The organism is Dyadobacter pollutisoli, from assembly GCF_026625565.1.
Lineage (GTDB): Bacteria > Bacteroidota > Bacteroidia > Cytophagales > Spirosomataceae > Dyadobacter > Dyadobacter pollutisoli.
Genome location: NZ_CP112998.1, coordinates 5,314,256 through 5,337,873, shown reverse-complemented (window position 1 = coordinate 5,337,873; position 23,618 = coordinate 5,314,256). Strand labels below are relative to the sequence as shown.

Annotated in this window: 15 protein-coding genes; 7 read left to right on the top strand and 8 right to left on the bottom strand. The window is 45.1% G+C overall.

The window, feature by feature from the left end; all coding sequences use genetic code 11:
• Position 1: 1 nt before the first annotated feature.
• Entirely contained in the window at positions 2-850 is an 849-nt protein-coding gene (locus ON006_RS21695; RefSeq protein ID WP_244824453.1) for a glycerophosphodiester phosphodiesterase family protein, read from the top strand.
• A 94-nt stretch (positions 851-944) separates the two neighbouring features.
• On the opposite strand, the gene ON006_RS21690 is transcribed toward ON006_RS21695, so the two are convergent.
• Complete coding sequence (locus ON006_RS21690; protein WP_244824452.1) at positions 945-2,231, bottom strand: hypothetical protein; 1,287 nt, start codon at positions 2,229-2,231, stop codon at positions 945-947.
• Between the two features lie 140 nt (positions 2,232-2,371).
• Between ON006_RS21690 and ON006_RS21685 the strand changes: the two genes are divergently transcribed.
• Positions 2,372-3,604, top strand: coding sequence for a DegT/DnrJ/EryC1/StrS family aminotransferase (locus ON006_RS21685; protein WP_244824451.1), 1,233 nt, complete (start codon positions 2,372-2,374; stop codon positions 3,602-3,604).
• Positions 3,605-3,629: 25 nt separating this feature from the next.
• On the opposite strand, the gene ON006_RS21680 is transcribed toward ON006_RS21685, so the two are convergent.
• Together ON006_RS21680 and ON006_RS21675 are read right to left on the bottom strand one after the other, a co-directional pair.
• Positions 3,630-4,022, bottom strand: coding sequence for a DUF4240 domain-containing protein (locus ON006_RS21680; RefSeq protein ID WP_244824450.1), 393 nt, complete (start codon positions 4,020-4,022; stop codon positions 3,630-3,632).
• A gap of 37 nt (positions 4,023-4,059) precedes the next feature.
• Entirely contained in the window at positions 4,060-10,173 is a 6,114-nt protein-coding gene (locus tag ON006_RS21675; RefSeq protein WP_244824449.1) for an alpha-2-macroglobulin family protein, read from the bottom strand.
• A gap of 243 nt (positions 10,174-10,416) precedes the next feature.
• On the opposite strand from ON006_RS21675, the gene ON006_RS21670 reads away from it, so the two are divergent.
• Both ON006_RS21670 and ON006_RS21665 read left to right on the top strand, forming a co-directional pair.
• Positions 10,417-11,487 (top strand): efflux RND transporter periplasmic adaptor subunit, encoded by a 1,071-nt coding sequence (locus ON006_RS21670; RefSeq protein WP_244824448.1) that lies wholly within the window; start codon positions 10,417-10,419, stop codon positions 11,485-11,487.
• A 22-nt stretch (positions 11,488-11,509) separates the two neighbouring features.
• Positions 11,510-14,623, top strand: a complete 3,114-nt coding sequence (locus tag ON006_RS21665; RefSeq protein WP_244824447.1) for an efflux RND transporter permease subunit — start codon at positions 11,510-11,512, stop codon at positions 14,621-14,623.
• A gap of 29 nt (positions 14,624-14,652) precedes the next feature.
• On the opposite strand, the gene ON006_RS21660 is transcribed toward ON006_RS21665, so the two are convergent.
• The 4 genes from ON006_RS21660 to ON006_RS21645 all read right to left on the bottom strand — a co-directional run bounded on the left by ON006_RS21660 (position 14,653) and on the right by ON006_RS21645 (position 19,169).
• Positions 14,653-15,735 (bottom strand): fatty acid desaturase family protein, encoded by a 1,083-nt coding sequence (locus ON006_RS21660; protein WP_244824446.1) that lies wholly within the window; start codon positions 15,733-15,735, stop codon positions 14,653-14,655.
• A 215-nt stretch (positions 15,736-15,950) separates the two neighbouring features.
• Positions 15,951-17,231, bottom strand: a complete 1,281-nt coding sequence (gene metK, locus ON006_RS21655) for a methionine adenosyltransferase (RefSeq protein ID WP_244824445.1) — start codon at positions 17,229-17,231, stop codon at positions 15,951-15,953.
• A 222-nt stretch (positions 17,232-17,453) separates the two neighbouring features.
• Positions 17,454-18,332: a lipoyl synthase gene (lipA, locus tag ON006_RS21650; RefSeq protein ID WP_244824444.1), complete on the bottom strand. Its 879-nt coding sequence runs from the start codon at positions 18,330-18,332 to the stop codon at positions 17,454-17,456.
• A gap of 63 nt (positions 18,333-18,395) precedes the next feature.
• A complete protein-coding gene (locus ON006_RS21645; protein ID WP_244824443.1) occupies positions 18,396-19,169 on the bottom strand; it encodes a hypothetical protein in 774 nt (257 codons plus the stop codon).
• A gap of 307 nt (positions 19,170-19,476) precedes the next feature.
• On the opposite strand from ON006_RS21645, the gene ON006_RS21640 reads away from it, so the two are divergent.
• Positions 19,477-20,643 (top strand): 3-deoxy-D-manno-octulosonic acid transferase, encoded by a 1,167-nt coding sequence (locus ON006_RS21640; RefSeq protein ID WP_310590226.1) that lies wholly within the window; start codon positions 19,477-19,479, stop codon positions 20,641-20,643.
• A gap of 40 nt (positions 20,644-20,683) precedes the next feature.
• Here the strand turns inward: ON006_RS21640 and ON006_RS21635 are convergent, their stop codons facing one another.
• Positions 20,684-21,907: an ROK family transcriptional regulator gene (locus ON006_RS21635; protein WP_244824441.1), complete on the bottom strand. Its 1,224-nt coding sequence runs from the start codon at positions 21,905-21,907 to the stop codon at positions 20,684-20,686.
• 356 nt (positions 21,908-22,263) lie between these two features.
• Here ON006_RS21635 and rsgA point away from each other — a divergent pair, with 356 nt between their 5' ends.
• Positions 22,264-23,196 (top strand): ribosome small subunit-dependent GTPase A, encoded by a 933-nt coding sequence (gene rsgA, locus ON006_RS21630; RefSeq protein WP_244824440.1) that lies wholly within the window; start codon positions 22,264-22,266, stop codon positions 23,194-23,196.
• A 15-nt stretch (positions 23,197-23,211) separates the two neighbouring features.
• Entirely contained in the window at positions 23,212-23,613 is a 402-nt protein-coding gene (mce, locus tag ON006_RS21625) for a methylmalonyl-CoA epimerase (protein WP_244824439.1), read from the top strand.
• The last annotated feature ends 5 nt before the right edge of the window (positions 23,614-23,618 follow it).

Sequence of the window (23,618 nt, the reverse complement as noted above, 5' to 3'; positions counted from 1 at the left end):
AATGATCAGGATTACATTACCCGCTATTCTCTTATTTTTTGTTGTTTGTCAAACCCAAGCACAAAAGCAGCTTGATCCTATTAAAAAGGACTTTCTGAATCCCAATTCAAAAAATATACTGGTGGCATCGCATCGTGCGGTCCATCATCAATTTCCCGAAAATTCAAGACCCGCCATCCAGGAAGCCATACGGCTTGGTGTCGACATTGCTGAAATTGATGTGAAGGTCAGCAAGGACGGTATTCCAATGCTTATGCACGACGGGAAAGTCGACCGGACTACGAATGGTAAAGGTAGTTTTGAAACACTGACGTTCGAGGAATTGCGCAAACTGAGACTGGTTTCCAACGGCAAGGTAACGGACGAAACTATTCCGACGCTGGAAGAAGCCCTGCAAATTGCAAAGGGCAATATTCTGGTAGATCTCGATCTGAAAACAGACCAGATAGATAAAGTGATAGAAGTAGTGAAAAAGATGGAGGCGACCGGGTTCGTTTTCTTTTTCGACAGTGATTATGAAATACTTTCCAAAGTAGATTCCGCCTCCAAAAAATTTATGATCATGCCCCGTGCATATTCCCACGCGATGGCAGACTCGGCGCTGGCCCGTTTCAAGCCGGAGGTAGTGCACATTGATTCGAAATTCTATACTCCCGAGGTAACATCCCTGATCAAGGGAAAGAAAGCGCGGATATGGATCAATGCACTCGGCCAGCCGGATGCGGAAATCAGGAAGGGAAAGGCGCGTGAAACATTGATATCTCTCACCAAACAAGGCGCTAATATCATTCAGACGGACGAACCTGAGAAGATGATCGCCACGTTACGTGAAATGGGACTGCACCGCTAGACTTTTAAAGCGTTACCGCAGCTATTGCGCCAAAAAGGGGCCTGGAAATATTTCCCGGCCCCCTTTTTTGTTGTGCGATCTCAGATCGCAAGAATTATTCAAACCGACTATTAGCCCCTTTCAGCTCGCCATGCGAACTGACTGCAACGGCTGTTAATATCGCGAACAGGGCCATTACAAACAGAAAATTAACCGCCCAGCGACTCACATTCAGTCCCCGGTTACTAAACGACGGCTGAAATTTATTGATCAGAAATCCGATAACGATCAAATTGGCAATGTACAGGTACTGCTCGATCCGGTATAGACTCATGAAGGCGCAGGTAATAAGCAGGCTGTAAACGGTATACAAGCCCAGATTTCCGAAGAAAAATAGCTGTAATGCTCTGTCGTCATGTTGTAGCAGCTCGCCATGTTTTAAAATATAATATTTGTAGAAAGACAATCCGGCAAATGCGATAACCAGCAGCAAAGCAACCCATTGAACATAGGTGGTAATGCCGGCGGCGTCAGCTATCGGGTCAAAGCCTTTGATGGTTTCGATCAGACGTTCTGTTTCAAAGGATTGGTCCCATACAAAAAATGGAATGAGCAATGTGAGGATGATAATGGGTGCTATGATGCTTTTTTTGCTGATCGAATCGCCGGAACTCTCCCATTCGGAAGTGAATGTGCCGTAAGCCATTCCCGCCCCGCCAAAAAATCCGATCGAATATTCCATGACATTCCAGAAATTGAATTTGACGCCGGAAACGTGTCCCATTACCTGTAAGAAATTGCCGAATGCAAACCCGAACCCACCTCCGAGTCCAGCAAAAACCGCGACCCGTATCGCAGCATACTGTTTGTTCCTGAGCATAAACCAAAACATGGCCACCGTCATTCCAAAACAAGCAGCCCAGGCCTCAGACCGCGGAGGAGTCATGGTCCAGCCGAACTCCTCGATCAATAAATAATAGAATATAATCGCCCCAACCGTCATCTCAACAATCAATTGTGGCCATTTGACAGGCTTTTCTTTGGTAGACGCCAATGTTAGACCGAACAATCCTCCTCCGATCAACCCGAACAATCCGCCGATCACGAACAGCATCAGAAATCCATAATACACATTCCCGAATTCCAATCCTCTGGCGTAGCCCACCACTTTGCCATAACTGATAATACCACCCACTCCCCAGCCGGCCGCGGAAGCCAGCGCCAGATGAAAAGCTTTTGCATACCAGTCTTTTCTTTTGGCAAGGAGCACGATGATCAGCCCTCCGATACCGCCAGCCCAAGCAGCCCCTTGCTCATGTCCGAATTGCCCTCGGATGGCCCACGCGGTGCCGAGCGACATGCCCGCAATGAGCAGAGAATAAAGTAATTGTCGGTTATTCATTGTAAATAAGGTTGTAAGGATTGTGGGATAAATACTTTTTCATCTGGAAAACGGACTATAATTTTCGATAGAACCTCAAAAAATAGCCTGAAAAAGATTTTACCTAGTATAAATGGAAACACGATCACAGTACGATACCCATGAAAGCAATCGAGATGGACCAGAACCTGGCAATTAACGGAGGAACCAAAACAGTTACCAAGGCCTTTCCATGGCCGATATATGATGAGCAGGAAGTGGATGCGGTTGCCGAAATCGTGAGAAGCGGGAAGTGGGGGAATCCGGATTGTGGCGACCAGGTAGCGAAATTTGAAAACGAATTTGCCGCTTATTGCGGAAGTAAATATGCGATAACATGTGTCAATGGCTCCGTTTCGTTGCGTCTGGCGTTGATAGCCTGCGGCGTGAAACCGGGCGACGAGATCATCGTCCCACCTTATACCTTCATCACAACGGCTTCTTCCGTAATAGAATGCAATTGTGTGCCGGTGTTTGTCGACATTGATCCTGACACTTACAACATTAGTCCGGCTGCTATTGAAGCCGCGATTACGCCAAGGACGAAAGCCATCATTCCTGTGCATTTCGGAGGTTTGGCCTGTGATATGGGTGCGATCATGGACATTGCAAACAGGTACGGATTGAAAGTAATCGAAGATGCCGCGCATGCGCACGGTGCCGAATATAAGGGGAAGAAACTGGGGTCAATTGGCCATGTGGGTAGTTTCAGTTTTCAGTCTTCCAAGAACCTAACATCGGGAGAAGGCGGGATCGTAATCACCGACGATGACGAATTATATGCCATGATGCATTCATTGCGGAATGTTGGGCGGATCGAAGGCGGACAATGGTACGACCATTATAACCCAGGCTGTAACTACCGGATCACACAAATGCAGGCGGTGTTACTTTCGAACCAGTTGAAAAGACTGGAAGGACAGACTCGCCGGAGAAACGAAAACGGCTTGTACCTGAATCAGCTTTTGGAAACTGTGGACGGCATTACACCGTTGCAGCGGGACGAATCCATTACGATGCATTGCTATCACATTTATATATTCAAATACGATTCAGCGAAATTCGGAGGGTTGCCCAAAGACACTTTTGCTGAAATGCTGGCCGCCGAAGGAGTACCTTCTTTCAAAGGTTATCCTCATCCATTGTACCGGCAGCCTCTTTTTCAGAATAAGAACTTCATGTGTTACGCGATCCCTGAAACCGCCGATTACAGCGAGGTCAACTGCCCTGTGGCCGAGCAGGCGTGCAACACGGATGCTGTGTGGATTTTGCAGCATGCAATGTTAGGAGAAAAAGAGGATATGGAATTGTTTGTGAAAGCGATTTTGAAGATTCAGGCGAGGGAAAAGGATTGAGTCAATCCCGCGCCATTTTTCATCATCATTCTTCCTCAGCGCTCCAAATATCTTCCTCAAATCGACGGAAAAACACTCTTGGGATCTCATAATACACTTGTTGCTTTGAATGTGGTTCGACACTGGCCGGAGTTTTTTGAGGATGTTCGTAAATATCGAGGTAATAGTCGCGACCCTGGCCGACGATCCATCTCGTAACATCATCCGCACCGTCTTCAGAAGTACCTGGATCCATATACTGGATGTATTCTTGACCTAAAATTGCTGTCGCCAGGTTCAAAAACTGATTATGAAAAGAGATAATTTCTTCGCGGGTCATCAATTCAAGAATTAAAGCCATTTTCGCCCGCTCGCGATTTGCCTTGTCGATAATTGCCCAAAAATCGGTGGAAACTTCCAAGGGACTCAGTGTGCTCATTTTGCTTCTATTTATTCGATTAATGCTTTTCTTAACATCATTTCTTATTCACCACTTTCATCCTTACACCTTCACTGTGGGCCGTGAATTCTGGCGCGTACATGCATTGAATGCTGGTGATGCCATTGCTGAAATCCCCCTCGTGAGTTACAAAAAGCGGATATTCAAACACATAGGTGCCTTTTCTTAATGTGCTGAAAAAGAAATTGGTGCTCGCGTCCCTGGTGCTTTCATAGTAACCCAGTCCGTCTTGCCATTTGAAGCCACTCAGTACATTCACGGGTTCGAGACCAGAAGCGCGCATATCTTTCATATGAACATACTCCATGTCCCTGTCCGCGCGCAGCTCTACCCGCACCTTGATTTTGTCGCCAACATGAAGAATGTCTCCATTTTTGACTGGTGAAAGTACAGGGCCGTTATCCGAGTTTTTTTCAAGAAACAGCTGTTTCGATAGTTTCAATGGAGTTTCAGCCATTGAAATTTTGTCGAGATCTTCGAAATACTGCCAGTAAACGGCTCCCCAGCCGGGTTGCTTCGAAACATTAGCAGTACCACTTACCTCAACCTCGATATTTCCCATAGTGGCCACTACATTTTCAGCATTGATGGATTTTTTGAAATATCCGGTGCCCGATTCCACACTGTTTTCTTCCTGTTTAATAGAAGTGTCGCCCAATTTCACTGTGGTAATTCTTTCATCCGCCAGCCAATTGATACCCTGAGATAATAATGCATAACACGCTTCGGCAGTTGCTTTTGTACTTTCCCAATTGTTGGTTTGTTTGTTTTTCAAAAGCCAGGTTTTCAGATCATCGACTGTTTGAACGTCATTAGTAATTTCCTGAAAAGCCTCAATCAGCAAAGCCTGGCGCTCAATGGGCGCTTCGTGCCACCACCAGCCACGTTGGTTGTTTTTCCAGTACATTCCTAATTCCTCGCTGCGAATCGCGGTCTCTTTCAATGATTTCAAAATGGCTTTTGGGGTAGTCACATCATTGGTTCTTTGTAATGCCAATGCGGTAAGTCCCTGTAAATATTTGGATTGGGAAGTCCAGGTAAGTTTTGCTCGTTCTTTGAAGAATTGATAAGCTTTTTGAGACGCGGCCGGAATAGGCTTCCCTGGGAAGAAACTTCTCATATACAAGTACTGCAACTCGTTTGGCCCGGGCGTGTATTTGGCCAGCATAGTTTTTGCCTTGACCAACTCATCATAACGTTCCTTTATTCTTTTGTCCAGATAAGGAATAGCGGCCGTTTCAATGGCATTTATTTTTGGCAGCTGATCTTTTCGAAGCGCATTGATTTTTTTCAAATGGCCGATACCTGTTAAAATATATTGTGTCATATAAAGGTCATCTGGTCCGCCTTTAAACCAAACGAAACCGCCATTGGAACTTTGCATTTGAATGAGTTTGTCCAAACTTGCGGTTAGCTCGCTACTCATTTTCACAAGATCAAAAAGCAGGGCAATGTTCCTTTTTTGCTCAGCCTCCGTTTTTGCAGCGAGTACCCAGGGCGTTTCTTCGAGCAACACCGATTTTAGCTCCTGGTTTTTTTGCAAATTACTCATCAGCGCAGTCGTGTCCGTGGTACGCCATTTCTCGAAAACCTGGGCAATGCGGGGACTGCTTCCGACAACGTAGGTAGCGAGCGAATTGGCGTAGTACCTGTTCCACGTCTGTTCGGCGCATTCGTAGGGATACTCCATCAGGTAAGGCAATGCCTGTATCGCGTACCAGGCGGGATTGCTGGTGTATTCTACGGTCAGGGATTTGCTTTTCAATGTCTTTGAGCTTCCCGAATTGAGCAGTTTTTGGAACTTGAAATTCTTTGTGCCGGTACCGCGTGTTGCGATCGGCAGGCTTTCTGTTACCAGCATTCGGTTCGATAGTACTGGTAAAATATTCTCCTCTCCATCGGAAAGATTACCCGATTTGGCTACTACCCGCCAAATGACTGCTTTGGTGTAGTCCTTCGGTATTTCAATCGGGAAAATGATCGTAGCGCTTTGCCCGGCTTGTATTTCAAAAGGCTTTTCGGCTCCTATGTTTTTGAACAAATCATTTATGCTCAGATTCGTCTCTGCATCCATTAGTTGCAGCGAAACGATACCATTTAATGCGTGATCGGTCAGGTTTACGACTTTGGCCGGAAAACTGAGCTGATCGCCTTCCCTCAAAAAACGTGAAGCATTCGGCTGCACCATCAGCTCTTTCTGGGTCACTATTTCCTTGCTGCTATATCCGAGAGCGAGGTCTTTGGTATGTGCCAGCGCCTGAAATTTCCAGCGGGTTAATGCCTCAGGCATGGTGAATGAAAACGAAATATCTCCATTTTCATCTGTTTTCAAGTCTGGGAAAAAGAATGCAGTTTCATTGAAATTTTTGCGGATTGCGGGTGCATTTTCACTTGCTCCATTCTCTCCATGAGCCGGTTGTTCCTTTTTAGTTTGGGAACCATAACCTACGGTCACCACTGAAAATAACTCCTCTTTATCTTCTCCAATCATAGGTGGAGCGCCTGGGGCCTGGCCTTTTACCTGATCACGCGCTATCCCACCCACCTTCATAGCAAGAGCTTCGTTTATGTTTCTGTTCCGCACATTCCTTCCGCCGCCAGCCATTGATTTCTTCTGAACGTTGCTAATCGATTCAACTCGAATTAGTTGGTCATAGCTTTTGTCATGAGACTTATAATCGCCCGCGTACAGATAGCGTGTTTCGGCATTGGAGGAAGCAAAATTCTCACTTCTATTCCAGTCGGGTAATCTGTGAGACATTCCCCAGACATTGGGTTTGATCCAGTTATGAACATAAAACTGCTCCAATGAAGCATCGTACATGCTGGCGAGCATTTCCGCTGCTACTCTTTCCTTCTTATACCCGCTGATTCTGACTCTCCATTTTTCATCGCTTCCCGGTAAGGTTTTGTCACGGAAAGTTTCATAAGTAATGAGGAGTTCCTTATTAGTCCAGGGAACAGCGATTGTTTCCGAATGTTGATATACGCGGTTATGCTTGACAAAAAGGTAATTCACCGTGTAGCCCCCGCGGTCTTCCTCTGTTGCAGAAAAATTCAAAACTCGCTTCTCATTTTGTAATCCAAAAAATTGATATCCTTCTTTCTTATCAGATTTCTTGCTGGAACTGTTGATCACAAACACATTGTCTGCCGTCGTGCCAATTGTCAATGTAGCGTTTTTACCCGGTTCAATGGGTCTGCTTTCATTGGTCCAGAGATACTCAGGTTTAGCCAGTTTGGCCGAAGATGGGTTGGTCAATTCAATGTGCTTGGTATCTGTGACTTCCTCGCCGCTTTCATTCTTGGCGGTAACCTGAATTTTATAAAAACCCGCATTCAGGCTGAGGTCAGAAATATCAAAAGGTTTATACTTGTCAAGGCTGGCCAATTTTGTTTTCGGCTGTCCCGTTTCCCGCCAGTTTTCCATTTCGGTCTCCTGGTCAAATTCGTCATTCGGGAAATGTGTGATGTAGTCATTTTTGGTCATCACAAACAAATCCGGCCCGTGCCAGTAGCGCTCTCTGATCAAACGGCTTTCGGGTTCAATTTTGGTGACTTTAATGGTAATATCCGACTTGACGAATTCTCCATTCATGTTTTCGGTCCTTAGAGAAAGTGTTTTCAGTTCACTTGCTTCGGCTTTTTCTGGAATGCTGGCTTGGAGGAGGAAGGATTTGTAGCTCACTGAAATAGTGGATTCTGCACTTCTCGTTTCGCCATTGGAATCCGTCACGTCCGCATAAATCGTGTAGTCGAAGATCGGATCCAATTTTTTGTCGGTTTTCAGGTCCGGTATCGCTTCAAATGTTAGCTTGAACTTCCCATTCAAATCCGTCACAGCTTCTCCATGCGTAATTTCCATGGTCGAAGGCGGTAGCCACCAGCGTTTGAATGACCAGGCATAAATGAAACGGGAGTTTCGAACTACACGATAAGTAACTTTGGCACCGTCAATCGCATTTCCAGCATAAGCCGTGGCAGCGCCGCTGACCGTGATTGTATCATTGACTTTATAGCTGTTTTTCAGCGTGTCCAGAGCGACGGAGAATTTGGGTCGCTTATAGTCTTCGACATGGAATTCGGTCCTGTACACATCATCGGCTTCAATGTAAAACGAGCCGTTCAAGCCAGTTTTAGGTAGGTTAAATGTCCCGGAGAAGCTTCCGTATTCATTGACTTTATGCGTGGCTTTTCCTACCTCCTCGCGATTTGCATTATACAGAACAACATCTATTTCATAAGTTTTGTCTTTCAAAACAGCATTTGAATCTCGCGTAATGCCTTTGTAGTGAACCATTTGTCCCGGCCGGTATAGACTACGGTCTGTGAAAAGGTAAATGGCATCCAAATCTCGCTGATCTGCCCGCTCTTCATTATAATAGTAAGTATTGTTCTCTTTCTGCAAAAACAGCCGATCTTCTCCGTGCGTTATTTCCAGAAGTTCGTTGCTATTTGTTTTGGTGTCGCGCTTTGGTTTTTTACAGTATCCATTCCGGTCCGAAATAAGTAATGCGCCTTTAATTTTAATGTATTTTCTCAAACCATAATCATAGCTGCTTTTCCATATCCGCACATTCGCTTTTTCCAATGGCTGGCCCGTATCCCTGTTGAGCACAAAAATATCATCCTGCTTTTGCACGTAGCTGATGTTGGAAATATGAAAAGAGCGGGCACCAAGTACTGCTTTGCTATCCTTAAACGAAGCCTCATTGCTTGCAATCAATATATATTCACCGACCGGCAGCGCGTCAATTTTTATTTCAACCCGATGTACCTGATAGTCTTTGGTATCAACCAGTGACTGCTCCCAGGCGCGTATCGGCTGCATGGAAGTGATTATATTCCATTTAGAATTGTTATTGTCGTTTTCCAGGAGATTATTGATCACGTCCGTGGCCTTGACTAGCCGGAGGTATAGCCTGTAGAAATTCCGATACTCTACCAACGTACGAAATGGTTTTGAAGGAATATTAACATTTTCGACAGAGAATGTCAGGCTCTTTTCCGTCATACCCGTCAACAGGTTGTAAGCACCGATCCCGCCTTGTGTATCGGGGTTTTCTTTAATGATCTTTTTACAAATTTCGATAGCCTTTACTCTGTCAAACCGGTTCGTGGAATCTTCGCCTGCTACATAACGCGAACTTTGATCATTATACCAAGCCGCTTTTAAAAACCAGGCCTGTGCCGCTGCCGGTGTAGACTGGTACTGTTCGGCCAGATGATTGATGGCCATCAAGTATAGGTCATTAGCGTCAGGGTGAACAGATTTTTGCTTCACAAACAGCATTCTTTCAATGTCCGCGTCGATCAGCGCGTCGGGTTGCGGATCATTGATATGAAAAGCAATGATCTGCTGGTAAAGTTGAAGCGCATAAAATTCGAGGGACGTGGAATCCTTTGTCTCAAATTTCCGGTGAATAAAATCAGCCGCCGGATCAAATGCCGACGCGTTATTGATTTCAAATGCATAGGCCGGTTTCTTAATGTTCCGCTCATCGGACGAAAAATATGGCAGGGCTGTGAAAACAAGCAGATCATACAAGGTAGGGCGTAGCTTTCTTGCATTGCCTTTTATGATAATAGCCTCATAATGTTCCAGTTTCGTTTGTTTTAATAGCGCATCATGTTGCAAGGAGGCGAGATATAACGCAGTTATTTTTTGATGGAAATCCTCCGTTCCCCAGGTACTGACGTCTTCTTTGGAATATGCCGAAGTAGCAGTGCGGTTGTACAACTGCCAGCGAATGTTTTGATAATACTGATGATATTGGGACGCAAGCAGGCTCGTCAGGATAGATTTCGCAGGTTCTGCGCTCGCTTCGACTTCTTTTTCCAACGCCCGGATAGCTGCAATGTCATGATCTTCCTGGTTTTCGGCTTGCAGCGTGATCATATATACAGCCGCCTTGATCACCTGAGCGTCCTGTTTTTCCTTTTTTGCCAGCTGGTAGATCTTTTCTACCTCTTCCAGGGCAGATTTTGGCAGACCTTTTGTTTGATGACCTTCGACGATCTTCCATTGAGCGTCGTAGTTTTTGATGATATTCTGACCATTCGTGTGCATAGTTAACAATAAGGTAACGAGTGTAAGCAAGTAGCCGAACGGCTTTGGATGTATTTTCATTGTAGCCGGATGAAGTAATGTTCCAGAGAAAAATAAATGTAAGCGAAAGGAAGAATTTTTTACAAACCAATTATCCAAAGGCCGTATTTAAAAAGCATTGGTTACGAGAAATATGGATTACAGGAAAAGTATAAAACTATCTAATTGCCGCTTTGTACAATATGAAGTATCTTTAAAATAGGACTTTACAGAAATATAATTTATTAGTATTCTAATTGAACGAAATTTATTTTTAATTGATCTATGCGTACCATCATGTTGGTTGGAGGAGTTATTATCTTACTGATTTTGGGCAAACTTTTTGTTTTCTCGAAACCCGGAAAAGATAAGCCTTCGGAAATGAAAAAAGGCGGGGCTAGTAAGGGTTCAAATACTGGTGGAGGCGCTGTGCCGGTCAATGTGTACGTCGTCGGCAGGGAGACTATTGAGAACCAGATTTTTGCGTCGGGTACTGTTTTGCCCAATGAGGAGGTAAACCTGATGGCTGAAACTTCCGGAAAGCTGATTAAACTGGACATTCAGGAAGGCGCTTATATTACCAAAGGCCAGCTTATCGCCAAGATCAATGACCGAGAGCTACGGGCGCAACTTCAAAAAGTAACTTATAATCAAGAGCTTAGTAAGAAAATAGAAGCCCGCCAGAAGAAATTGCTGAATGTGGAAGCCATTAACCTGGAAGAATACGATGTTACTTCCAATAACATCAGGGTGCTGGAAGCGGAGCGGGAAGTGATAGAGGCGCAGCTTGCCAAAACGGAGATCCGCGCACCATTTAGCGGAAGGATAGGATTGAAATTCATCAGCGAAGGCGCATATATGTCACCGGGTACGCCCATCGTCACCATTGTCCAAAGCAATCCTGTTAAGATCGACTTCACCGTTCCAGAAAAATATACACCGAATATCCGGGTAGGTAATGTCGTCAAATTTAACCTCGACGGCGATCCTTCGACCTTCAATGCGAGAATCCTGGCGGTGGACCCGAAAGTGGACGAAAACCTGAGAACATTACGGGTGAGGGCGGTTGCGCAAAATCCCGAAGGACGATTTTTTCCGGGCATGTTTGTGAAAGTTTTGGCCGATCTGGACGCTAATAAAAAGGCAATGATGATCCCGACAGAGGCCATAGTCCCTGTTTTGAAAGGAAAAAAGGTCTTTTTGGTTAAAAACGGAAAAGCGCAGGAGGTGATGGTAACGACCGGCCTCAGAACGGACAAGAAAATACAGGTCATTGAAGGATTGCAGCCGGGCGACTCACTGATTACTTCCGGTATCATCGCGATTAAGCCTAACACCGCTGTTAAGGTGAATTGAGCACCCACATTAATTCTCCATTATGAGTATTTCAACTCTCTCTATCAAGCGACCGGTTCTTGCGATTGTCATGAACCTGCTGATCATTCTTTTCGGTTTTTTGGGGTATAAATTCCTGGGGATGCGGGAATTTCCATCCATTGACCCGCCGGTCGTGTCCATCCGGACCAGTTATACCGGTGCCAATGCCGACATTATTGAATCCCAGATCACTGAGCCGCTCGAAAAACAGCTGAACAGCATCGAAGGGATCAAATCCATTAACTCTACCAGCAGCCAGGGAACAAGCCAGATCACGGTGGAATTCGACATTGGGGTGGATATGGAACGTGCTGCCAATGATGTGCGGGACAAAGTAGGGTCGGCGTCGAGGACATTACCGCTTGATATCGATGGCCCGCCGGTGGTGGCCAAAGCGGATGCCAACTCGGAACCGATCATTGTACTGACATTCAAAAGCGATACAAGATCTCACCTCGAAGTGAGTGACTATGCCGAAAATGTAATCGCGCAGCGCTTGCAGACCATTGAAGGCGTGAGTGAGATTCGGATATTTGGTCAGAAAAAATATGCAATGCGCGTTTGGATGGACCCGATAAAAATGGCTGCATTGGGTATCACGACGCAGGATGTGAAAGTGGCTTTGGACCGGGAAAATGTAGAATTGCCAAGCGGAAAAATCGCCGGGGATAATACCGAGCTTACCGTAAAAACCATTGGCCGGTTTCGTACCGAAGAGGATTTTAACGAGCTGATCATTAAGAATTCAGCCACGCAAACCATTCATTTAAAGGATATTGGCTATGCCCAGCTTGGGCCGGAGAATGAAGAGACGATTTTACGGCTCGATAATGTTCCGATGATCGGTCTGGCGATCTCCCCGATGCCCGGCGCCAATTACCTCAACATCGCCGAGGAAGTAAATAAGCGGATGGCGGATATCAAAAGAGAGCTGCCGAAGGATTACCAGCTGGACACGCTGATCGACAATACGATTTTTGTAGAAAGGTCCATTGAAGAGGTAGGCGAAACGCTTTTGATCGCGATTATTCTGGTGGTGATCATCATCTACCTGTTTTTCCGCGACTGGCTGATCGCTTTCAGGCCGCTGATCGACATTCCGGTATCGCTGATCGGGACTTTCTTTGTAATGTATATCATGGGATTCTCCATCAATGTGCTTACGCTGCTGGCGATCGTACTGGCGACCGGGCTTGTGGTGGATGACGGTATTGTAGTCACGGAGAATATTTTCAAAAAGATAGAGCAGGGGATGAGTCCGATAGAGGCGGCTATCAAAGGGGCTAACGAGATCATTTTCGCAGTTTTATCAACTTCCATCACATTGGCGTCTGTGTTTCTTCCGGTGATATTTATGGAAGGTTTTGTCGGAAAGCTCTTCCGGGAATTTGGTATCGTGATCTCCGCAGCGGTTTTGATCTCTGCATTTGTTTCGCTGACATTGACTCCGATGCTCAATGCTTACCTGGTTCGTAAAACACACAAAAAGAGCTGGTTTTATGAAAAAACAGAACCTTTCTTTGAGAAAATCACAGAGAATTATGGCAATGCATTAGGTCAGTTTCTCAAAATGCGCTGGGTTGCTGTCCCCATTGTATTGATAACAGTGGGTATGATCTGGTTTTTTGGAAAAGGCCTGCAATCGGAACTGGCGCCCCTGGACGACCGCAACTGGTTTCGTATCAACATGACAGCGCCGGAGGGTTCTTCGTTTGAATTTACCGACAGATATGTTCAGCAGGTAGGCAATATGTTAATGGACTCGATGCCGGGCAGAAAAGGCCTGATGTTAATAACTTCACCTGGAAATTCCGGGCTTGGGGCAGCTAATACAGGAAGCGGCCGTATAGCATTGGTAGACAGGAAATTTCGTATAGAATCGCAGCAGGAAATTGCGGATTATATCAATCAAAGACTGAAACAAATGCCGGACGCGAAGTCTTTCGTGGTGCAGCAGCAAACGATATCTGTGGATTCGCGAGGCGGTTTGCCGATCCAGTATGTCATTCAGGCGCCGGATTTTGAAAAATTACGCGAGTATCTTCCCAGATTCATGGAGGAAGCGTCCAGTGATCCCACATTCGCGATCACTGATGTGAACCTGAAATTCAGCAAGCCTGAAATCCAGATCAAAATCGATAGGGAGAAGGCGAAGTCGTTGGGAGTATCGGTGCAGGATGTCGCTCAAACCATGCAGCTGGCTTTCGCGGGGCAGCGTTTTGGCTATTTTACAATGAATGGGCGGCAGTATCAGGTGATAGGCCAGTATGACCGTGTCAACCGCGACGAGCCGCTGGATTTGAAAAGTATGTTTGTCAAAACCAATACCGGGAGATTGGTACAGCTGGACAACATTGTGAAGGCCGAAGAGGAAAGCAGTCCGCCGCAATTATTCCATTATAACCGTTATATGAGCGCTACCGTGCAGGCTGCACTGGCACCGGGTAAAACCATCGGCGACGGCATAGCAGCTATGGACAGGATCCGGGATAAGCTTAAAGACGAATCGATACAGACTTCTCTGAGCGGATCATCGAGGGATTATGCTGAAAGTTCTTCCAATACCATGTTCTCATTCTTTTTGGCATTGGTACTGATCTATTTTATCCTCGCGGCGCAGTTTGAAAGCTTTATCGATCCGTTTATCATCATGTTTACAGTTCCGCTGGCGATTGGCGGTGCGGTGTTCTCATTGTGGTATTTTGATCAGACATTGAATATTTTCAGCCAGATCGGGATGATCATGCTGATTGGTCTTGTGACGAAAAACGGAATTCTGATCGTAGAATTTGCCAATCAGCTGCGGGAGCAGGGAAGAAGCGTGCGCGAGGCTGCATTGGAAGCCGCTACCCTGCGTTTCAGGCCGATTTTGATGACCAGCCTTGCTACGGTGCTGGGTGCGCTGCCGATTGCGATGGCGCTGGGTTCTGCCGGTAAGAGCAGGATGTCGATGGGGATTGTAATTATGGGAGGATTGCTCTTCTCGCTGGTACTTACATTATACGTAATCCCGGCCATCTATACATTCTTTTCAAGGCCCAAAAACTTTGAGAAAATGAAAATGATAGAACGCGTCGCCCGCCAGAGTGAACTGGAAGAACAAACACATTTGTAATGAACGAATGTGTGAAGGATCGTGTGGGGTTATCTGGTGCCCATACTTTTCAGCATACGAATGTGAGAGCCAAGTGCGTTTGCAAAATTGGCTTTCGCATTATAATGCAATCCAAATTCCAATGCCGTTTGCCGCACAATAGGGGACAAAGCGTGGTAATGGATATGAGAAATGGAAGGAAACAAATGATGCTCTATCTGATAATCCAACCCTCCGATATACCACGATAAAAAGCGGTTTTTACCGGCAAAGTTAGAGGTCGTTTGCAACTGGTGAACTGCCCATGCGTTTTCTACACAGCCTGTGTTATTTGGCTCAGGCTGATCTACGCCTTCCACCACATGCGCCATTTGAAATACAGTACTCAGAATCATTCCAGCTGTGCAATGCATGGCAAAAAAGCCAATAAGCCATTGTCCAAAGCTCAGTGACGTGAAATAGAGCGGGATAACGCAGATAAAGACCACATAGGCCAGTTTGGTAATGATCAACCTAATGAGTTCTTTTTTAGGGAACGGCTTGGTCATCCCCGATTTTGACATTTCGTTAAACAGGGAGATCTCCTTAAAATCCTTCCATAAAAATGACAATGTCATCAGGCTGTATAGAAAGAATGCGTAAATATGCTGGAAACGGTGAATGCTCTTTTGTTTTTCCTGAAACGATAAACGCAGCAGAAATTTGCCTGTAATGTCTTCATCTACTTCGTGAATGTTGGTGTATGTGTGGTGCAACCTGTTATGCTGTACCTCCCAGTTGTAAGCATTGCCACCCAGCAGGTAAATAGAGGCCCCGAAAAATTTATTCAGAATGTTGGACGTCGCCAGCGAGCCGTGAATGGCGTCGTGCATAACCGACATTCCCACTCCTGCCACACCAAATCCCATGACGATCGTCATCGCAAACATCGCATAGGCTGAAAAGTATCCCGACAGGATCAACAGATAAGGGATCAGGTACAAACTCAACATGAAGAAAGCCTTGTAAATGATCTTCTTCCCACCCGACTTGCAGAGATTGTTCGTGGAGAAATGCTGATCGACCCGCTGTCGCAGTGTTGGGAAAAAGGTGCTTTTTTCGAGATTGTTAAATTTGATTTTCTGATATTTCATATGGAAGAGGGGATGCGCGGGATCGTTATAGAAGTTTTACTCAGCCCCTTAGGAACGGTAATATCCCGAATTTATTAGTGAAAGGTAAACATTAGTTGGGCATTCAAATTATTATTCTGCAAAAATGGCAACTTTCCGAATAAAATTAATGTCGTGGCAAAATAAAAAAATAAGGCCGGTAACTGGCCGGCCTTATTTGTCATATCTGAGAAAATTTACAGAGAGAATTTTGATTTGATTGCATCAACGAAATCAAGTTTTTCCCATGTAAACAATTCAACCTCAACTTCTTTTTCTTCTCCGTTTGCTCCTTTGAATGATTTCTTGACGAACTCATTTTTGCGGCCCATGTGACCGTAAGCGGCAGTTTCAGAGTAAATAGGATTACGCAATTTCAGGCGCTGCTCGATAGCATACGGGCGCAGGTCAAAAATCTCTCCGATCTTCGAAGCGATTTCGCCATCGTTGCCAGCTACTTTGGATGTACCATAAGTATTGACATACAAACCACAAGGCTCAGCCACACCGATCGCGTAGGAAACCTGAACGAGTACTTCGTCGCACAAGCCTGATGCTACCATGTTTTTCGCAATGTGGCGGGTTGCATATGCCGCGGAACGGTCAACTTTGGAAGGATCTTTACCAGAGAATGCGCCACCGCCGTGGGCACCTTTTCCGCCATAGGTATCGACGATGATCTTACGGCCAGTAAGCCCGGTATCACCGTGAGGTCCGCCGATTACAAACTTCCCGGTAGGGTTAATGTGGAAAGTAATGTCGCCGGAGAAAAGCTGCTGCAATGCAGGGGTAAGTTTTGCTTTAACGCGAGGGATCACAATGTTGATCACATCGGTTTTTATTTTGGCAAGCATGGAAGCCTCTGAATCGAAGTCATCGTGCTGCGTAGAAACTACAATGGTATCAATGCGCAATGGAACGTTTTCGTCGCTGTATTCGATCGTTACCTGCGATTTCGCATCAGGACGAAGGTAAGGGATCAGCGCTGACTCGTTATTGCGGATAAAAGACATTTCCTGAAGAATCTTGTGGGCAAGATCCAAAGCAAGCGGCATGTAGTTTTCAGTTTCGCGGGTGGCGTACCCGAACATCATTCCCTGGTCACCTGCTCCCTGTGCGTTCGCTTTTTCCTCGAAACTCTCAGTAGCTACGGCTCTGTCTACGCCCTGATTAATGTCTTCGCTCTGATCATGAATGGCCGATAAAATTCCGCAGGAATTGGCTTCAAACATGTATTCACTCTTCGTGTAACCAATTTTTCTAATGACTTCACGTGTGATTTTCTGGACGTCAAGATAAGTATTGGTCTTTACTTCTCCGGCCAAAACCACCTGTCCGGTAGTTACCAATGTTTCGCAGGCTACTTTACTATTGGTATCCCACGCTAAAAAATTGTCAATTAAAGCATCTGATATTTGATCGGCTACCTTGTCAGGATGTCCTTCAGATACGGACTCCGAGGTGAATAAGTATGGCATAAATAAAAAAATATTAATGGTTAATTCCGTCCGGAACTGCGCTCTTAGTGTATGGATTAAAAAACAAAATTGAATTTTTTTAAGACATTAACCAAATTAAAATGACGGAAAAAGCAGGCTTAGTCTATTGGTTTTGAATGGAACTGCGATTTGTTATAAATTAAAAACCCTGCTTAAAGAAAGTAAGCAGGGTTTTTAATTTATGCTTTTCAAAATCAATGTTTAAATCGGCACATTCACGTGACGTTCGGCATGATAGCTGGAACGCACCAGCGGGCCTGATTCTACATATTTCAATCCTCTTTTCAGCCCTTCTTCTTTGTAGTTTTCAAACATCTCCGGCGTGATCCATTCGATCACCTCATGGTGCATTTTGGTAGGTTGCAGGTATTGTCCCAATGTAAGGATATCAAGACCATTCTCTACCAGATCGTCCATTGCCTTGTGAACTTCGTCAATGGTTTCGCCAAGTCCCAGCATAATCCCGGATTTGGTACGCTGGCCGAATTCTTTGGTCCGTTTGATCTGTTCAAGGCTTCTGGTATATTTTGCCTGAGGACGTACCGCACGGTATAAACGTTCCACGGTTTCCATGTTATGCGAAACCACTTCCTGGCCTGCTTCAATCATATGGATCAGCGCATCCCAGTTGTTTTTCACATCGGGAATAAGCGTTTCAATCGTAGTCTCGGGAGTGTTTTCCTTTACCTGGCGTACAGTCTGGTACCATATTTCAGCGCCTCTGTCTTTCAATTCATCACGGTTAACGGAAGTAATCACGGCGTGTTTCACCTGCATCAGTTTGATCGCCTCAGCCACGCGTCTCGGTTCATCCGCGTCATATTCATTTGGCCGGCCGGTAGCTACTGCGCAGAAACTGCAGCTTCTGGTGCAAACATTGCCAAGGATCATAAATGTAGCAGTACCCGCACCCCAGCATTCACCCATATTCGGGCAGCTCCCGCTCTCACATATCGTATGCAGTTTATAATTATCAACCAGCTGCCTTACTTTCCTGAATTCAGGTCCTGCCGGAAGTTTCACTCTTAACCAATCGGGTCTTTTTCTACGCTCCGAAGGGATCACTGGTAATTCAATCATATCAATCTGTAATCTCTGACAGCCCGGTCGCTTAAGTGCCGGAACGTCAATTAGTAATATTAACTATCTTTTTTTGCTTCCAAAATAAAGGGTCAGGTAACCGGAAGTATAGAAGCTTCTGTTTTCAGCAAATGCCATAATCTGAATTTTTCTGGTAAATGCTTCTGCAATAAAACCTATTTCCACACCTGTCACATTTTCCCTGAATGCGCTTAGTTCAAAACTCATCGCTGTTTTTACGTGAAGCCCCGGAACGATTTTCGTTTGTCCAAAACCCTGAAAAAAGCTTCCTGCGCCTACTATTCCCGTTGTTTGAGAACTTCCGGCGTGTTTTACAGGGTCAAAAGGTTCTGTCACCACGCGGCCGTCGGAAGTCTGAAATTGAACCATATACGGCTTTTCAAGGCCGAGTGAAGGACCCGCTGCTACAATCGCGCTGATGGATATACCTTCATCTTCATGTCTGTTGAATAATGTCAGCTCCCGGCCATATTCTGGTCTGAGAACAAACAGGTAATTCTGCTTTCCGTAAACAAGCCTGGCGCCTGTTACAAAATCCTGGGTAGAAAGTTCTTTAGGGTGTTTTACATTCACCAGTTCCAGTGCCAGATATCTGTATTGATTTTTACCGAACAGCTTGGAAGAAATGGCTGATGACTGACGAAATACAGCGCCTCCCAGGATTCCTGAGTTAGTATTTGTGGTAATACCCACAGAAGTGAATGATTTATAGCTCTCCTCACTGTCCTCAGTCTTCGTCGTCCGGCGTTGAGCGTATATATCTGTCGATAGTGCAAACAGAATAGATACTGAAAGTAAAAGTTTTACACGCATCATATTATAAATAAATTCTCTGTGACTATGTATGTGTCGTATGAACAGTGAAAGTACAAAATAATAGCGTAAGCAGCTGTATACCGACACCACTTTAACGGTTTTTTGTACATTTATGTTCTTTAAACGAAAAAAGAAGTAAAAAAGCCTGCCAAAGACTGCGGACCTGTGCGGTTTTTACAAATAAATTTTTCCATAATATCCTTTTAATCAGAATCCTTTGGCCGAAATCGCTTATCAATTTACAATAAATCTGTTCGCATTTTTAATCCAATTTGTTGCACCTTTTAACCGGAAAATAAAGCTTGGCGTGACCGGGAGGAAAGGGCTCATCGATGAGATGGAAAAGTCGTTTCAAAGCCTGGCAGCTGGCAGGCCGGTCGTATGGTTCCACGCAGCATCTCTGGGCGAATTTGAGCAGGGCAGGCCAGTGATGGAGGCTTATCGAAACCAGTATCCGGGTCATTTTATTCTGCTAACATTCTTCTCTCCGTCCGGTTACGAGATCCGTAAAAGTTACAGCGGCGCGGATTATATCTGTTACTTACCCTTTGATACATTATCGAATGCAAAGCGTTTTGTGGAAATTGTCAATCCGCGTATCGTCTTTTTTATCAAATACGAATTCTGGTTTAATTACCTGATTGAGCTCAAAAAAAACGGGAGTTATATTCTGTCTTTTTCTTCCATATTCCGGCCAGGGCAAGTATTTTTCAAATCTTACGGAGGGTTTTTCAGAAGAATGCTTGAAAGTTTCAATCATATTTTTGTGCAAAATGCGCAGTCCATTGAATTGCTTCACGGAGCGGGAATTATGTCATGCAGCATTGCCGGGGACACAAGGTTTGACCGTGTTAAAACCATTGCAGATAATGCCCGTGATCTGCCGGAAATCGCACTTTTCAGGAATGAAAAAATTTGCATGGTGGCAGGCTCGGTCTGGGCGGCAGATATGCAGGTTTTGATCCCGGTTCTTAATGGTTCAAAAGGTAAACTGAAAGCGATCATCGCGCCGCATGAAATCAAAAAAGACGAGATTTCAGGCTGGCGAAACAGTCTGGAAGGGAAATCATTGCTGTACTCTGAGTTAGACAAAACAGCTGATACCGAGCAATTTGACTATCTGATTATTGATAATATCGGTATGCTGTCATCGCTGTACAGGTATGGTGACATGGCCTACATTGGAGGTTCATTTGGTGCAGGTCTTCATAACATTCTCGAAGCGGCTACATTCGGATTACCGATTATTTTTGGCAATAAAGGGTACCACCGGTTTCAGGAAGCCGTGGATCTGAAAGAGAAAGGCGGTGCCATAGCGGTCGCAGACTCGGATTCAGCAAGAAGTACTATCAATCAATGGATTGAGAACCCTGGCGATAGAATGGGTGCCGGAAAGGTAAACGAACAATATGTGCTTTCGGGAATTGGTGCAACCGACACCATTATGGACAAAGTGAAAGAAACATTGGGCTAATGTCGCTTTGTAAATGGCGGCACTAACCCAATGTGAAATGTCAGGAGAATTCTTTACCGATAAGGTGTTCAAATAAGTGAACCTGGGTGCCCAAAAGTCTCGCTTTTGCGCCCAGCTTCGAAATGTGGATCGAGAGCGGATTTTTGAAATCTGACAAACAGTATTTGTTGATAGCCTGTTCGATCGGATTGGAAATAAATGGCCCTGCTTCGGCCAGTAAGCCACCTACAATGATCACTTCGGGGTTGAACAAGTGTACTGCCGTTGCCAGCCCTTTTCCCAGCTCGGTACCCACAGTACTCAAAAGATCTATCGAAAATTCGTCGCCAGCATGTACCGCTTCAATGATGTGCGAGGTATCCAGCAAGTCGAGATTATTGTTAACGATCTGGGTAAGGATAGTGGCCCTGCCGCTGCTGATACCTTCTTTTGCCTGACGGATCAGGGCCAGGGCGGAAGTAATGGTGTCGAGACAGCCTATTTTTCCACAATGACAGAGCAGTCCGTCAGGTTTTACCTGAATGTGACCAAGCTCCCCAGCAAAACCCGAAGCGCCGTTAAAAACCTCTCCATTAATGATAATACCGAGTCCGACGCCCCAGTCAATGTTAATGGTCAGTACCTGCGTTTTCTCAACGGCAAATCCAAACCGGTGCTCACCAATGGTAGTAGCCTTTGTATCATTGAAAAGGCATACAGGAAGTTTGAAATGCTTTTTCAGGTGCTCAACCAGCGGTACGCCAGGAGGTGTGAGGTTCAGATACGTAAGGTTAATACCCTGAGATGAATTGATCAGTCCCGGCATGGAAACCCCGATACCCCATAATTTACTATGGCTTATGTTGTTCGATTTGAGGAAATCGTCCGTCGATTGGAAAAGTTGTTCCAGAAATGTTGCGGAGTCATCCAGTCTGATATCTACTTTTCTTCTAAGGATCAGCTGGTTATGCAAGTCAAAAATGACGAGCTGCGTGTCATGACGATTAACGTCCATGATCAATGTCAGATACTTCTTGGCGTTCAGTCCATAAAGCACCGGTGGTCTGCCTGCCCTTGCCGGGCCGGTTCCGGTTTCGGTGATCCAGCCTTCCCGCATCAGTTCGTTTACGATACCGGTGGCGGACGGAATGCTGGCATGGAACAACCTTGCCATTTTGTTGATTGAAGTATCGCCCGATTGGTATAAATGAAGCAACAGGTTGCTCCTGATACGGTTTTTACGGATATCAATGACCGAATTCGGTTCTTCTACAACTAAGTCCATTATTGGGGGGAGTGTAAATTTATTGTGGCGATGTTTTTTAATATTCTTTATTATCAAAGGATACTAATGTATGGAAAAAGTATTAAAATGCCCTGTAATATTAAAAAATATTATTATTTGTATTTTTAAACTGAGCGAGACTAGATTTTCTTGTTAGAAAATAGGTTGAGAGCAAAACCGGAGGATGAGCAACTGACACGTTATTGTCTGCAATGATTGTTTTAAACGTAAAAAACAGTCTTGTTGATAAAACTACTTAAATTAGGTTCTGACAATTTAGCGCAGTGCTTTAATTTTTACATTGTTCTGCGAAACTCCTCTTAAATTCGCTAATTGCAGAAAAAATTGATCAGAGAATGTTAGTAAAAGGGTTGGTGCTGCGCTCCACGGGCTCGTGGTATGATGTGAGAGACAGCAGGGACGGTCACATCTGGCAATGCAGGTTAAAAGGGAAATTTAAGGCACTGGGATTAAAGGTTACCAATCCCATTGCAGTAGGTGATTCTGTGAATTTTGAAATAGAAGACGACGTACAGAATTTCGGTATCATTCACGAGATCATGCCGCGTGAAAATTACGTAGTTCGTCAATCGGTACATAAAGCGGCTCATTCGCACCTTATCGCTGCTAATGTTGACCAGGCAATACTAATCGTTACATTGGTATTCCCGAGAACATCCCTGGGTTTCATCGACCGTTTTCTGGTGGCGATTGAGTCTTTTCGCATTCCTGGGATATTGGTTTTCAACAAACAGGATTTGCTCAATGACGACATGAAGGAATTTCAGTCGGAGCTCATGGAGTTGTATGAAGGGCTAGGCTATCATTGCATAACTACTACTGCCTTAACGGACGAGGGCCTCGAACCATTTTCCGAATTGCTCAAAGGGAAAGTTTCATTGCTTTCGGGGCATTCCGGCGTAGGCAAGTCAACATTAGTCAATGCAATTGCCCCCGATCTGGCGATCAAGACGCAGGAGGTTTCCACATTTGCCAATAAAGGGGTCCATACTACTACTTTTGCTGAAATGTTCGAATTGGAGCCTGGCACCTTTATCATTGACTCTCCCGGAATTAAGGAGCTTGGCCTGGCCGATATGAAACCAGAGGAGATCAGCCATTACTTTCCTGAAATGCGTGATTTGCTGAACCAATGCCGTTTTAATAATTGCCAGCATATCAACGAACCCGGCTGTATGGTAAAGCATGCGGTCACAGAAGGCGAAATTGCGATGAGCCGGTACGAAAGCTACCTCAGTATGGTAGGCGGTGGCGATAACCGCAAGTAATGTAACCCTGGTCCTATGAAAAACGTAGAGCACATTGGTATTGCCGTAAAGGAGCTGGCCGCCGCTGAGCAGCTTTTTTCAGCGCTTTTTAATGCCAATCCATACAAACGCGAAATGGTAGAATCAGAGGGTGTTGCTACCTCATTTTTCAAGATCAATGAGACGAAAATAGAGCTACTGGAATCACTATCGGCCGATGGTGTAATCGCCAGATTTATAGAAAAAAAAGGCGAGGGGTTTCACCACATCGCCTTTGAAACAGAAGATATTATTGCCGAAATGAAGCGTTTGCAAGAAGAAGGTTTCATCCTTCTGAATGACACTCCCAAAAGAGGCGCAGACAACAAGCTGGTCTGTTTTCTCCACCCCAAAAGTACTAATGGGATTTTGATTGAGCTTTGTCAGGAGATTAAGTAGCGACT